The organism is Microbacterium sp. NPDC055502, from assembly GCF_053643635.1.
Map to the genome: position 1 here is coordinate 935,742 of NZ_JBSHKJ010000002.1, position 13,778 is coordinate 949,519.

A 13,778-nucleotide genomic window follows, 5' to 3' on the forward strand; every position below is an offset into this window, starting at 1 on the left:
CTCCTTCACGTTCACGCGCCGGATCGCGACGCAAACCTCCAGCTTACTCGCCCGGGGGGCTATTCCCTGCCGAGGTCGCGGTGCCGCACGTTCACGGCGACCCCCGGAATCGCGGCGATCCTGCGGGCCAGCTCCTCGGACATCGCGACCGAGCGGTGCTTGCCGCCCGTGCATCCGATCGCGATCGTCGAGTGGCTCTTGTTCTCCCGCTGATACCCCTCGAGCACCGGCACGAGCGCCTTCGCATAGGAATCGAGGAAGTCGGTCGCACCCTCGCGGGACAGCACGTACTCACGAACCGTCTCATCCTGCCCGGTGAGGCCGCGCAGCTCCTCGTTCCAGTACGGATTCGGGAGGAAGCGCATGTCGGCGACCAGGTCGACGTCGGTGGGCAGCCCGTACTTGAAGCCGAAGCTGAGCAGCGTCACCCGATGCCGCGCCTCCCCCTCCTCCGAGAAGATGTCGGAGACCTGCGTCGCGAGCTGGTGGATGTTCAGCGCCGAGGTGTCGATCACCAGGTCGGCGGCCTCGCGGATGGGGGCCAGACGCGTCCGCTCCGTGCGGATGCCGTCGAGCAGAGTGCCATCGCCCTGCAGGGGGTGCGGGCGGCGCACCGACTCGAAGCGACGCACCAGGACGTCGTCGGAGGCGTCGAGGAACAGCACTCGGATCTCGCCGCGCGTGCGCAGCAGTCGGGCGACACCCGGGAAATCGTCGAAGAGGTTGCGGCCGCGCACGTCGACCACGGCGGCGACCTTGGGCAGCGAATCGCCACCCATGCCGGTCAGGTCGAGCAGCGGCCGGAGGATCTGCGGAGGCAGGTTGTCGACGACATACCAGCCGAGATCCTCCAGTGCGTTCGCCGCCGTCGTCCGGCCTGCGCCGGACATCCCAGTGACGATGAGGAACTCGCCCTTCTCCCCGTCAGTCATCGCTCCCTGCTCCTTCTCCCCCTCGGTCTCCCAGCCTAGCGAGTGGACAGGTGCGAATGGATGGTCTGAGCGAGCACCGGACCGATCCCCTGTACCTCCTGGATCTGCGACGGGTCGGCGGCGCGGAGGGCCGTGACCGAGCCGAAGTGCTTGAGCAGCACCTTGATGCGAGAGGCGCCGAGCCCCGGAACCTCGGCGAGCACGCTGCCGATGTCTTTCTTGCGCCTCTTGCGCTGGTGGGTGATCGCGAAGCGGTGGGCTTCGTCTCGCAGTCGCTGGAGAAGGTAGAGGGCCTCGCTGGTGCGGGGCAGGATCACGGGGAAGTCGTCTCCCGGCAGCCACACCTCTTCGAGACGCTTGGCGATGCCGCACACGGCGATCTCGGTGTGCCCCGCGTCGTGGAGGGCGCGCGCGGCGGCCTCCACCTGCGGCTTCCCTCCGTCGACGAGGAGCAGCTGCGGTGGATACGCGAACCGCGGCTTGCGCCGTGCGGTCGCCTCGCCCAGGTCCTCCCCCACGACCTCGTCGGTGGTCGGGTCGAGGACCTCCTGCTCCTCCTCCGGCCGATCCAGGTGTGCGAGCCTGCGGCGCAGAACCTGGTACATCGAGTCGGTGTCGTCGGTCGTCTCGGCGATGTTGAACGACCGGTACTGGTCCTTGCGCGGAAGGCCGTCCTCGAACACGACCATCGAGGCGACCACGTTGGTGCCGCCGAGGTGCGAGATGTCGAAGCACTCGATGCGCAGCGGCGCCTCCTCCATGCCCAGCGCCTCCTGGAGATCGGTCAGCGCCTGGGTGCGCGCCACGTAGTCGCTCGTCCGGCGGGTCTTGTGCCGGATCAGCGCCTGCTGCGCGTTCAGCGTCGCGGTGCGCATCAGGTCGGCACGCTGACCCCGATGTGCGACCGCGATCTCGACCTTCTTGCCACGGCGTTCGCGCAGCCACTGCTCCAGCTCGGTCGCGTCGTCGGGGAGCGTCGGGACGAGGATCCGTCGCGGAACGTCCTGCGCGTCGCCGTACGCCTGCTGGAGCACCTGGTCGACGAGCTCGGCGCCCGTGATGTCGATCTCCTTCTCGATCGTGAGAGCACGGACACCGCGCACGCGGCCGCCGCGGATCACGAAGTGCTGCACGGCGGCGGCGAGCTCGTCTTCCGCGATGCCGAACAGGTCGGCGTCCTCATCGGCCGGCAGCACCAGGGCGCTCTTGCCGAGCACGGCCTCGATCGCGGACAGCTTGTCCCGGTACTTCGCGGCGGCTTCGTAGTCCATCGCGGCGGACGCGGCGAGCATGCGCTTCGTGAGCTCGCGGGTGAAGCGCTCGTCTCCGCCCGCCATGAACGCGATGAAGTCGTCGACCATCGCCCGGTGCTCCTCGATGGACACCGTCATCGAGCACGGCCCGCCGCACTTGCCGATCTGCCCGGGGAAGCACGGGCGCCCGGTCTGCATCGCCCTCTTGTAGCTCGCATCGCTGCAGGTGCGGATCGGGAAGGCCCTGATCATCAGGTCGATGGTCTCGTGCACCGCCCACACCTTGGGATACGGACCGAAGTACCGCGCCCCGGGGATCTTCCTGTTCCGGGTGACGATCACGCGGGGCGCCTCATCGGCGAGGGTGACCGCCATGAAGGGGTACGACTTGTCGTCGCGGTAGCGCACGTTGAACGGCGGATCGAACTCCTTGATCCACATGTACTCGAGCTGCAGCGAGTCGACGTCGGTGGGAACGACCGTCCACTCCACCGACGCAGCGGTCGTGACCATGCGACGGGTGCGCTCGTGCAGCGTGCGCAGCGGGGCGAAGTAGTTCGACAGCCGCTGGCGCAGGTTCTTCGCCTTGCCGACGTAGAGCACCCGTCCGTTGGCGTCGCGGAACCGGTACACGCCGGGGTCGGTCGGGATCTCCCCCGTCCGCGGCTTGTACGGGAGCACGTCGGCCATCAGCTGGCCTTCCGCGCGGCGCGCCCCTCACCCAGGATCTCGGCGAGGAACTGCCCGGTGTGGCTCTCCTCGACGCGGGCGATCTGCTCCGGCGTACCGGTCGCGATGATCTGCCCGCCACCCGAACCGCCCTCCGGTCCGAGGTCGATCACCCAGTCCGCCGACTTGATCACGTCGAGGTTGTGCTCGATCACGATCACGGTGTTGCCCTTGTCGACGAGGCCGTTGAGCACCTCGAGGAGCTTGCGGACGTCTTCGAAGTGCAGACCCGTGGTCGGCTCGTCGAGCACGTAGATGCTGCGGCCGTTGCTGCGACGCTGGAGCTCCGTGGCGAGCTTGACGCGCTGCGCCTCGCCGCCCGAGAGCGTCGTGGCCGACTGCCCCAGCCGCACGTAGCCGAGCCCGACGTCGACGAGCGTCTTCATGTAGCGGTGGATCGCCTGGATCGGCTCGAAGAACTCCGCGGCCTCCTCGATCGGCATCTCCAGCACCTCGGCGATGTTCTTGCCCTTGTAGTGCACCGCGAGCGTGTCGCGGTTGTACCGCTTGCCGTGGCAGACCTCGCAGTCGACGTAGACGTCGGGCAGGAAGTTCATCTCGATCTTGATAGTGCCGTCGCCCGAGCACGCCTCGCAGCGGCCGCCCTTGACGTTGAAGCTGAAGCGACCGGGCTGATAGCCCCGCACCTTCGCCTCCGGCGTCTCGCTGAACAGGGTGCGGATGCGGTCGAACACGCCGGTGTACGTGGCCGGGTTCGAGCGCGGGGTGCGGCCGATCGGCGCCTGGTCGACGTGCACGACCTTGTCGAGGTTGTCGAGGCCGGTCACCCTGGTGTGCTTGCCCGGAACGGTCCGCGCACCGTTCAGTCGCGAAGCGAGCACCTGGTACAGGATGTCGTTCACGAGGGACGACTTGCCCGAGCCGCTGACGCCGGTGACGGCCGTGAGCACGCCCAGCGGGAAGTCCGCCGTGACGTTGCGCAGGTTGTTCGCCCGCGCGCCGACCACGCTCAGCATGCGCTTCTTGTCGATCTTGCGACGCTTCGACGGCATCGGGATCGCCCGGCGCCCGGACAGGTAGTCGCCGGTCATCGAATCGCTGTCGCCGAGGAGCGCGCTGTACGGCCCCGAGTGCACAACGGTGCCGCCGTTCACTCCGGCGCCGGGACCGATGTCGACCACCCAGTCCGCCGCCTCGATGGTCTCTTCGTCGTGCTCCACCACGATGAGCGTGTTGCCCAGGTCGCGCAGCGTGAGCAGGGTCTCGATCAGCCGGCGGTTGTCGCGCTGGTGCAGGCCGATCGACGGCTCGTCGAGCACGTAGAGCACGCCCGTCAGGCCGGAGCCGATCTGCGTGGCGAGCCGGATGCGCTGCGCCTCGCCGCCGGACAGCGACCCCGCCGAGCGGCTGAGGTTGAGGTACGACAGCCCCACCTGGAGGAGGAAGTCGAGGCGCAGGCGGATCTCGCGCAGCACCTGGGCGGCGATCTTCGCCTCCCGCTCCGTGAGGTGCAGCTTCTCCATGAAGCCCCGCGCGTCGGCGAGGCTCAGGTGCGACACCTCGGCGATCGAGTGGCCGTGCACCTGCACCGCGAGCACCTCGGGCTTGAGGCGGTCGCCGTTGCACACGGGGCACGGCACCTCGCGGAGGTACTCGCCCCAGCGGTTGCGCTGCGTGTCGGACTCGGCCTGGAGGTACTGCCGCTCGATGTAGGGCACGACGCCCTCGAACCCGGACGCATACCGCATCTCCCGGCCGTAGCGGTTCTTCCACTTGACCGTGACCTTGTAGTTCTCGCCGCGGAGCACGGCCTCCTTGACGTCGGAGTGCAGCTCGCGCCACGGCGTGTCGAGCGAGAAGTCGAGGTCGCGCGCCAGCCCCTCGAGCAGGCGCTCGTAGTACTGGAAGAGACCCTTGCCCTGCGTGGTCCAGGGGATGATGACGCCCTCGCGGATCGAGAGGTCTTCGTCGCCGAGCATCAGCTCGACGTCCACCGACATGCGCGTGCCCAGCCCGGAGCACGCGGGGCAGGCGCCGAACGGTGCGTTGAAGGAGAACGTGCGCGGCTCGATCTCGGTGAGGGTGAGGGCGTGGCCGTTCGGGCAGGCGAGCTTCTCGGAGAAGGTCTGCCAGGCGTCGTCGCCCTCGCCGTCGACGTAGTTGATCTGCACGACGCCACCCGCAAGTCCCAGGGCCGTCTCCACCGAGTCGGTGACCCGGCCCAGGATGTCGGGCGACGCCACCAGGCGGTCGACGACCACCGCGATGTCGTGCTTGTAGCTCTTCTTCAGCGTGGGCGGCTCGGCCAGCTGGATGAGGTCGCCGTCGACGATCGCGCGGGAGTAGCCCTTGGCGCCGAGCTCGCGGAAGAGGTCGACGAACTCGCCCTTCTTCTGCGACACGATGGGGGCGACGACCTGGTACCGGGTGCGCTCGGGCAGCTCCATGAGCTGGTCGGCGATCTGCTGCACCGTCTGACGCTGGATCTTCTCGCCGCACTCGGGACAGTGCGGCACGCCGATACGCGCCCACAGCAGGCGCATGTAGTCGTAGATCTCGGTGATGGTGCCCACGGTCGACCGCGGGTTGCGGTTGGTCGACTTCTGGTCGATCGACACCGCGGGGCTCAGGCCCTCGATGAAATCGACGTCCGGCCGATCCACCTGGCCGAGGAACTGCCGCGCATAGGCGCTCAGCGATTCGACGTAGCGGCGCTGCCCCTCGGCGAAGATCGTGTCGAACGCCAGACTCGACTTCCCCGACCCGGACAGGCCGGTGAACACGACGAGGGAGTCGCGCGGGATGTCGATGTCGACGTTCTGGAGGTTGTGGACGCGGGCACCGCGGACACTGAGTTTTCCGGGGGAGGCAACGGGGACGATGGGCACCGAACAAGTCTACGAGGGGCCACGGACATCGGCTCCGCTAGGGGCGATCCCCTCCCGTCGACGGGGCCGCGACGGCCCGCGGGACGGGGCCGTTCTCCCGCCGCAGGACCAGCCATGCGACGACCACGACGACCAGGAGGAGTGACGCCGCCGCCGGGGCGAGCCAGGCCGCACCGCGCTCGACCTGCTCGGGCGACAACGCCCAGACGCCGAGCGCCAGCGACTGGGCCACCAGCTGGATCACGACGAACCGCACCGCCGTCGGCCGGAGCGACCTCAGCGTGAGGCGAGCGGCCGCGGGCACCGTGAGGCTGAGCGCGGCGAGGATGTGGATCGCATGGACGAGCACGAGGGCGACCGCCGTCCGTTCCGGCGCCGGCTCGGACAGCAGCAGCCCGAACGGCAGGCAGGCCGCCCCCACCCATGTTGCGAGCGACCGCGGCAGCACGGCCCCCACGAGAGCCGCGACCACCGCCACACCCCGCCAGAACGGCGTGGGGTGAAGCACCAGCACGCCGAGCAGCACCAGAGCCACGGTCAGGACGCGCAGCGTCACCCCGGGCACCCAGGCGCCCACGTCGAACCCTCGCGTGCGAGCGGTCACCGCGCCACCCTCCGGCTCCGCTGCTGGCGCACCGCCGCCACCCGCAACGCCACATCGACGCCGTCGTCTGCCCAGGCCACCACCTCGACCCCCGCGCGCCGGAGCTCGGCGAGGATGTCGGCGCGTTCGGCCAGCAGCGTGCGCAGGGCGATGCGCTGCTCCCTGGTGAGCCGTGCGCCGTCGAGCTGCGGCAGCACATCGATCGCGACGACGGCGTGACCGGCGGCCCGCCACTGCGTCGCGAGTCGCGCAGCCACCCCGTCGGCGAAGGTCGAGAGCACGAACACGATCGAGCCCGTCGGTACGACAGGCGAGCGCCGGTAGGACGAGTCGGCACTCGGACCCGTGGCGGCGACGGCGGCGCGCAGCCGCGCGAGGTGCCGGGCTCCCCCGCCGATCGGCACGCTGCGTCCGCCCGGCGAGAGCGCGTGGAACGCGACCCGATCCCCGGCTCCGACCGCGGCGGTCGCCACGGAAAGAGCCGCCTCGCGCGCGAGGTCGAGCGAGGTGACACCCGTGCGGTCCGGGTCGTCGGTCCCCCACGCGGCCACCACCGATCCGAGGTCCTCCGCCGTGTCCATCGCGATCACCACCGAGGAGTCGCCCAGCGCGTTCACCCGCCGCACCAGCAGGTCGCCGGGGCGTCGGGCGGCACGAGCCGTCGCGCGCCAATCCACCCTCCGCACCTCATCCCCGGGGACGAACGGGTGGATGTCGTGGAAGTCGCCGCCCTGACCCGCGCGACGCCCCTCGTGCGAGCCGTTCAGCCCCGCGAGGCGCGGAGCCACCGGCAGCCGATCGATCCTCCTCGTCTTCGGTGCGGCGTTCCACCCGATCGCCGTGCGCGGTCCGCGGTCGGAGACCCAGGCGCCGTCGATCGCGGTGCCCCGGGCGATCAGCCCCATCAGCTCGACCGGCCCCGAGTGCGACAGCCTCGTCCGAGCGGACAGCACGGCCGTGCCCGGCCGCACCTCCGCGAGCGCGGTGCGACGCCCCCGCCCCTCGACCGCGAGCTGCACGTGCTCGGCGTCGAGGACGACGTCGGCGGTGACGCGCACCACGGCGTCCTCCCCCGCGTCGGGCGCAGCGTGCAGGGCGACCCGCAGCTCCCCGTCGCGCGGACGGCGCAGCAGCGCCCACACCGCCGCGAGGGCGAGCGGCAGACCCACCGCGATCACGTCGGGGCGCGACAGCACCAGTCCGAGGCCCGCGAGCACGGCCGCTCCGGCGAGGCCGAGCGCGATCACGGGCGTCCGATGCCACGTCACCTCCGCGGACGCCGTCGTCGCGGTCTCGTCGGTCATCGCACGGCCGCGACGGTCGGCGGCACCGGGGTGCGTTCGACCGCCGCCGCCACGACTCCACCCGGATCCACCCCCTGCGCCCAGGCCTGCGGAGTGAGTGTCAGCCGATGCGCCAGCACAGGGACGGCGACGCGTTTGACGTCGTCGGGCCGCACGTACGACCGCCCCTCGAGTGCCGCGACGCCCCTGGCGAGCAGCACGAGCGCCTGGGATCCGCGAGGCGAGGCACCCACCGACACGTTCGCCGCCTCGCGGGTCGCCCTCGTCAGGTCCACGGCGTAGCGCACCACGTCTCGATCGACGTTGATGCGCTCGACCGCCGCCTGGAGCGCGAGAAGCCCCTCCGTGTCGACCACGGCGGGCACGCGCACGTCGGGCGTCTGCCGCCGCACCCTGTCGACGATGATGCGCGTCTCGTCGTCCGGGGCGGGGTAGCCCACGGTGAGGCGCACCATGAACCGGTCGAGCTGCGCCTCCGGCAGGGCGTAGGTCCCTTCGTACTCGATGGGGTTGGAGGTCGCGATCACGTGGAAGGGCTGCGGCAGTGGGAAACGGTTCCCCTCCACCGTGACCTGCCGCTCGGCCATCGCCTCGAGCATCGCGGACTGCGTCTTGGGCGTGGTGCGGTTCACCTCGTCGGCGAGGAGCAGACCCGTGAAGATCGGCCCGGGCCGGAAGACGAAGTCCCCCTCGGTCGGGGCGTACACGTACGAGCCCGTCACGTCGCCGGGCAGCATATCCGGCGTGCACTGCAGCCGTCGGAACTCGAGTCCCAGCGCCTGGGCCAGGCTCCGCGCGGCCAGCGTCTTGCCGAGCCCCGGCACGTCCTCGAACAGCACGTGACCCCCGGCCAGGATCGCCGCGAGGGCGAGTGTGAGCGTCTCGTCCATACCGACGACGACGCTGCGCACCCCCTCCAGCACACGGCGACCCGTGGTCGCGATCTCGGTGGTCTCGTCCGTGGTCATGCTGTCTCCTCCGTGTCGGTGGGTATGCGTTCGAGCGCGTCCAACGCTCTCTCGATGTCGTCGCGCCGCACCTCGCGGCGGGACAGTCCCGCGCGGATGCCCTGGCCGAGCAGCGCGTCGATGGCCGCGTGGTCGGCGGGATCGTCGAGGTCGAGGCCGCGGTGTGCGAGCCGCCGGCGGAGCACGTTCTGCACGCGGCGCACGAGGATAGTCCCCGCAACGCCCGAACGTGTGTTGATCGCCCAGGCCAGCCGGGACACCTCGGAGCCCCTGGCCTCGCGCGGCGGACGCTCGGGCGGCCAGAGGACGGGATCGTCGACCAGGACCCCGCGCAGCGCGAGGGACACCGCCGCGGCGACCGTCGTCCACGACACCGCGAACGCCAGCGGGACACCTGCGGCGCGCAGCCCCAGCACGAGGGCGACCGCGAGCAGCACACAGCCCGCGGCGATCGCGACGGTCCGCGCCCTCATCGCCACCCCTCCCTGATGCCGCGCAGACTCGCGGCCGCGGCAGCGCGATCCGCCTCGTCGGCGACGCGGCCGCCGAAGCGCACCTGCTCGTAGAGACCGAGCAGCGTGATCACGTCGTCGCGGATGCCCGCCCGGCGCCCGACGATACGCACCGTGAACTCCGACGGCGTCTCCGTCGCCGAGCGGCCGGCCCCGGCATCCGCCGCCGACTCCTCCAGTCCGACCCAGGCGGAGACGATGGCGTCGGCGGCCCGCGGACGTTCCGCGATCGTTCGGAGCGCTGCGTCGACTCCCCGGCGGATGACCGCATCGTCGGGCGCAGCCTCGACCACAGGCCCGCCGGACGCGGCGTCCGGGACGACCGCGTCCGTGCGCCGCAGGGGACGATCGCGCCACAGATCACGGAGGCGGCGGACGGCCCACCGTGCCACGACCACGAGCACCAGCACCGCGACGGCGGCGAGCAGCGCTCCGAACACGACGCCGAGGATGTTCTGCAGCACCGAGTCCTCCGGCGGCTCCAGCTCCGGGAGGGGCGAGCTCGTCGTCTCGGGGACGACGACCGCGTCGGGCTGCTGTTCCGGCGGGGGCGGCGACGACGGCGCGAACTGCGGCTGCCCCTGAAGCGCCGCGGCGAGCATCAGCAGAGCGAAGAGACCGACCACCCCGCCGAGGAGCAGGATCCGGCGGAGTGTTCCGCGACCGCTCGCGCGCAGGGCTCCGCGAGTGGGGCCCTCGGTGCGCGACATGAGTCCACCCTAGGGTCGGGCGCGGCGCGGGCGTGGTCAGGCGGACGGCGGTGCCGTGGAGCCGCTGTCGAGCCGGCGCCCGGCGAAAGCGCCGAGTCCGTCGCGGAGCGCACCGACCTCCTGGATGCTCATGCCGACGGCGCGCATGACCTGCACGGGCACGTCGACAGCGCGAGTACGCAGCGCCAGGCCCGCCTCCGTGAGCGTGATCTCGAGCCGACGCTCGTCCTCGGCGCTGCGCTGTCGTGCCACGAGGCCGTCCGTCTCCAGGCGCTTGACGAGGGGCGAGGCCGTCGCCGGCTCCAGCGCGAGGTCTGCGGCGAGGTCGTTGAGGGTGCGCGGCGCCCTTTCCCACAGCGCGAGCATGACCAGGTACTGCGGATGCGTCAGTCCCAGCGGCTCCAGGATCGGGCGGTAGATCGCCACGATGTTGCGAGCGGCCGTGACGATCGCGAAGCACAACTGGTTCTCGAGGCGGAGCAGGTCGTCGGAGGCGGTCACGGATCGACTATACATCTGCACGAATCATTAGTACACTAATGAACATGTCGAACGACTCCACTCGGCCCCCGCTTCGCACCCGCATCCGCGAGGCCGGGGGCCTCTACACCTGGGTCAACACCAACCTGGTCCGTCTCGCCGGTCCCGCGTCCGTCGGACCGTACGAGAAGACGCCGCCTCCCAGCGCTGCCGAGCGCGCCGAGCGGGCCTGCCCGCTGTGCGGGGCGCCGATGACACAGCACGAGATCGACCGATCGGGTCCGAAGACCCTGGTGCACTGCCCCTAGCCCTCGTCGGAAGCCGCCTCGACCGCGGCGCCCGTCGACTCGCGCGCGACATCGAGCCACAGCATCAGCGCGGCATCGTCCTCGATCGCCGACGGCGCGACGTCGAGCCACCCGGAACTCATGGTGCGCGAGCCCATCACCGCGCGGGAGACCCCCGCTTCCGTGAGCATCGCCGCCCCGTTCTCGTCGTCCACGCGGACGAGGAGCACACCGCCCGTGCGCGCGCCGACCAGGATGCGCCCCCCGTCCAGGAACGCCTTGGTTCCGAACATCCGGCGCTCCTCGATCGCGTCGTCCGCGCTCGACAGCGCCCGGATCCGATCGGCGAGGTCGTTCCCTGCGTCATCCATCGCCACTCCACTCAGGCGTGCCCGGCCCGCTCCATCGAGCGGAGCTCCTTCTTGAGGTCTTGCACCTCATCGCGCAGGCGCCCGGCGAGCTCGAACTTCAGCTCGGCGGCCGCCGCGAGCATCTGATCGGTCAGATCCTGGATCGTCGCCTCGAGCTGCTGCGCTCCCTCGGCCGCGATGCCCGTGCGCCGGAGGTTCGGCGTCGGCGACTTGCCCTTGCCCGAGGCCCGGCCGCGGCCCGACATCAGGTCGGCGGTGTCGGCGCCCTCGCGGGCGAGCACCTCGGTGATGTCGGCGATCCGCTTGCGCAGAGGCTGCGGGTCGATGCCGTTCTCCTTGTTGTACGCGATCTGCTTCTCGCGACGGCGGTCGGTCTCCTCGATGGCCTTCGCCATGGAGTCGGTCATGTTGTCGGCGTACATGTGCACCTCACCCGAGACGTTTCGCGCCGCGCGGCCGATCGTCTGGATGAGCGAGGTGCCGGAGCGGAGGAAGCCCTCCTTGTCGGCGTCGAGGATCGCCACCAGCGACACCTCGGGCAGGTCGAGGCCCTCACGCAGCAGGTTGATGCCCACGAGCACGTCGTACACGCCGGCGCGCAGCTCACTGAGCAGTTCCACTCGGCGGAGCGTGTCGACGTCGGAGTGCAGGTAGCGGACCCGCACGCCGTGTTCGCCGAGGAAGTCGGTGAGCTCCTCGGCCATCTTCTTCGTCAGCGTCGTGACGAGTACGCGCTCATCGCGCTCGACCCGCAGCCGGATCTCTTCGAGCAGGTCGTCGATCTGCCCCTTCGACGGCTTCACAATGATCTCCGGGTCGACCAGACCCGTCGGGCGGATGATCTGCTCCACCACGCCGTCGGCGATGCCCATCTCGTACTTGCCCGGCGTCGCCGACAGGTACACGGTCTGCCCGATGCGGTTCTTGAACTCGTCCCACCGCAGCGGGCGGTTGTCCATCGCGCTGGGCAGCCGGAAGCCGTGGTCGACCAGCGTGCGCTTGCGGGAGGCATCGCCCTCGTACATCGCGCCGATCTGCGGCACCGTGACGTGCGACTCGTCGATCACCAGCAGGAAATCGTCGGGGAAGAAGTCGAGCAGCGTGTGCGGGGGCTCGCCCGGCATGCGGCCGTCCATGTGCCGCGAGTAGTTCTCGATCCCCGAGCAGAAGCCGAGCTGCTGCAGCATCTCCAGGTCGAACGTGGTGCGCATGCGGAGACGCTGCGCCTCGAGCAGCTTGCCCTGGCGCTCGAACTCCTTCAGCCGCTCCTCCAGCTCGTGCTCGATCGTGCCGATGGAGCGCTGGATCACGTCGGTTCCGGCGACGTAGTGCGACGCGGGGAAGATCGGCACGGCGTCGAGCTTCTCGATCACCTCGCCGGTGAGCGGGTGCAGCGAGTACAGCGCCTCGATCTCGTCGCCGAACAGCTCGATGCGGATCGCGTGCTCCTCGTAGACCGGGATGATCTCGATCGTGTCGCCGCGCACCCGGAAGTTGCCCCGCGAGAAGTCGACGTCGTTGCGGTTGTACTGCATCGCGATGAACTGCCGGATGAGCGCGTCGCGGTCGTACCGCTCCCCCACCTGCAGCGCCACCATGGCTCGCAGGTACTCCTCCGGCGCGCCGAGGCCGTAGATGCACGACACCGTCGACACCACGACCACGTCGCGCCGGCTCAGGAGTGAGTTGGTGGTGGAGTGTCGGAGCCGCTCGACCTCGGCGTTGATCGACGAGTCCTTCTCGATGAAGGTGTCCGTCTGCGGCACATACGCCTCTGGCTGGTAGTAGTCGTAGTACGAGACGAAGTACTCCACCGCGTTGTTCGGCATGAGCTCGCGGAACTCGTTGGCGAGCTGGGCGGCGAGGGTCTTGTTGTGCGCGAGCACCAGCGTGGGACGCTGCACCTGCTCGATCAGCCACGCCGTCGTCGCGGACTTGCCGGTACCCGTGGCGCCGAGGAGGACGATGTCGGTCTCGCCCGCGTTGATGCGCGAGGCGAGGTCGGCGATGGCCTGCGGCTGATCACCGGCCGGGGCGTACTCGCTGATGACCTCGAAGGGACGGACACTGCGCGTGGGCTGCATGCTTCCAGCGTAGGCCGCCCCTCCGACATCGGGGCCGGGTCAGGCGACCAGGACCGCCGTCTCCGCCGAGGGCTCGGTGGTCGCGGTCGCACTCCCGCCGTTGAGGAGCGTCATGGTCGCGGTCGAGCGCAGTTCGCCGGGCGCCGAGCCGATCACGTTGAAGCTCAGCGCGTCGCCGAAGCTCGACGGCGTCCTGATGAAGGTGAAGCTCGTGGCGGTGGAGCCGCCGACGGGCTGCGGCGCCCAGGCCCCGAACGACGACGCGGGATCGAGCGTGACGGGAGAGGAGAACGTGACGACCACGACAAGCGAGCCACCGGCGGGCGGACTCATCCAGGGGTTCGCCCGATAGCTGATCTGGGTGCTGAAGGTGGCGCGCAGGCCACCGCTCGCCGCGACCAGGCTGGTGAACGCGCCCTGCGCCTCCGCGTCCCAGTAGTAGTTCGCCGTGCTGTTCGGGACGACGGTCGCGCTGGCTGCCGCCAGCGGCGCAGCGACGGCCACCGCGATGACGGGGGCCGACCAGGCCGCTCCCTTGATCAGAGTCCGACGCGAGATGCCATGGCTCGACTGAGTCACTTCTTCCACTCCCCAGCGCGCGGAAAAAAGCTCTCCCCCAGCAGACCATCCCCTGGTGCGTCCCCACGCCCTTCCAGAATATCGGCGACGTTCTGCGCACCTGGAGAAATGCTGAA

The 13,778-nt window shown here is 70.3% G+C and carries 13 protein-coding genes; 1 reads left to right on the forward strand and 12 read right to left on the reverse strand.

The annotated features are described in order from the left end of the window. Positions 1-59 precede the first annotated feature (59 nt). Genes rapZ through ACWH95_RS15610 form a run of 9 tightly spaced genes read right to left on the reverse strand, consistent with a single transcriptional unit; the run spans position 60 to position 10,362 of the window. Positions 60-932, reverse strand: a complete 873-nt coding sequence (gene rapZ / locus ACWH95_RS15570; RefSeq protein ID WP_136028829.1) for an RNase adapter RapZ — start codon at positions 930-932, stop codon at positions 60-62. A gap of 35 nt (positions 933-967) precedes the next feature. After that, a complete protein-coding gene (gene uvrC / locus ACWH95_RS15575; RefSeq protein WP_136036528.1) occupies positions 968-2,875 on the reverse strand; it encodes an excinuclease ABC subunit UvrC in 1,908 nt (635 codons plus the stop codon). Continuing rightward, positions 2,875-5,763, reverse strand: coding sequence for an excinuclease ABC subunit UvrA (gene uvrA, locus ACWH95_RS15580; RefSeq protein ID WP_136028825.1), 2,889 nt, complete (start codon positions 5,761-5,763; stop codon positions 2,875-2,877). The genes uvrC and uvrA overlap by 1 nt, the downstream gene beginning before the upstream one ends. Positions 5,764-5,800: 37 nt before the next feature. Beyond that, positions 5,801-6,367 (reverse strand): hypothetical protein, encoded by a 567-nt coding sequence (locus tag ACWH95_RS15585; protein ID WP_136036529.1) that lies wholly within the window; start codon positions 6,365-6,367, stop codon positions 5,801-5,803. After that, on the reverse strand, positions 6,364-7,671 hold the full coding sequence (locus ACWH95_RS15590; protein WP_454120940.1) for a DUF58 domain-containing protein: 1,308 nt from the start codon (positions 7,669-7,671) through the stop codon (positions 6,364-6,366). Before ACWH95_RS15590 ends, ACWH95_RS15585 begins: the two co-directional genes overlap by 4 nt. After that, positions 7,668-8,639 carry an AAA family ATPase gene (locus ACWH95_RS15595; RefSeq protein ID WP_206253336.1) on the reverse strand — a complete coding sequence of 324 codons (972 nt, stop codon included), beginning with the start codon at positions 8,637-8,639 and terminating at the stop codon, positions 7,668-7,670. The genes ACWH95_RS15590 and ACWH95_RS15595 overlap by 4 nt, the downstream gene beginning before the upstream one ends. After that, complete coding sequence (locus ACWH95_RS15600) at positions 8,636-9,112, reverse strand: hypothetical protein (RefSeq protein ID WP_240745375.1); 477 nt, start codon at positions 9,110-9,112, stop codon at positions 8,636-8,638. Before ACWH95_RS15600 ends, ACWH95_RS15595 begins: the two co-directional genes overlap by 4 nt. Further along, positions 9,109-9,861: a DUF4129 domain-containing protein gene (locus ACWH95_RS15605; RefSeq protein ID WP_378803795.1), complete on the reverse strand. Its 753-nt coding sequence runs from the start codon at positions 9,859-9,861 to the stop codon at positions 9,109-9,111. Before ACWH95_RS15605 ends, ACWH95_RS15600 begins: the two co-directional genes overlap by 4 nt. Before the next feature lie 36 nt (positions 9,862-9,897). Continuing rightward, positions 9,898-10,362, reverse strand: coding sequence for a MarR family winged helix-turn-helix transcriptional regulator (locus tag ACWH95_RS15610; protein WP_378803796.1), 465 nt, complete (start codon positions 10,360-10,362; stop codon positions 9,898-9,900). A 44-nt stretch (positions 10,363-10,406) separates the two neighbouring features. Between ACWH95_RS15610 and ACWH95_RS15615 the strand changes: the two genes are divergently transcribed. After that, positions 10,407-10,649 carry a hypothetical protein gene (locus ACWH95_RS15615; protein WP_205812731.1) on the forward strand — a complete coding sequence of 81 codons (243 nt, stop codon included), beginning with the start codon at positions 10,407-10,409 and terminating at the stop codon, positions 10,647-10,649. Here the strand turns inward: ACWH95_RS15615 and ACWH95_RS15620 are convergent. The 3 genes from ACWH95_RS15620 to ACWH95_RS15630 are packed head-to-tail and all read right to left on the reverse strand — an operon-like array spanning position 10,646 to position 13,662. Next, a complete protein-coding gene (locus ACWH95_RS15620) occupies positions 10,646-10,999 on the reverse strand; it encodes a TfoX/Sxy family protein (RefSeq protein WP_454120941.1) in 354 nt (117 codons plus the stop codon). The two genes, ACWH95_RS15615 and ACWH95_RS15620, sit on opposite strands and share 4 nt — an antisense overlap. 11 nt (positions 11,000-11,010) lie before the next feature. After that, complete coding sequence (gene uvrB, locus ACWH95_RS15625) at positions 11,011-13,083, reverse strand: excinuclease ABC subunit UvrB (protein ID WP_136028809.1); 2,073 nt, start codon at positions 13,081-13,083, stop codon at positions 11,011-11,013. 39 nt (positions 13,084-13,122) lie between these two features. Then, entirely contained in the window at positions 13,123-13,662 is a 540-nt protein-coding gene (locus tag ACWH95_RS15630) for a hypothetical protein (RefSeq protein ID WP_136045359.1), read from the reverse strand. Positions 13,663-13,778: the final 116 nt, after the last annotated feature.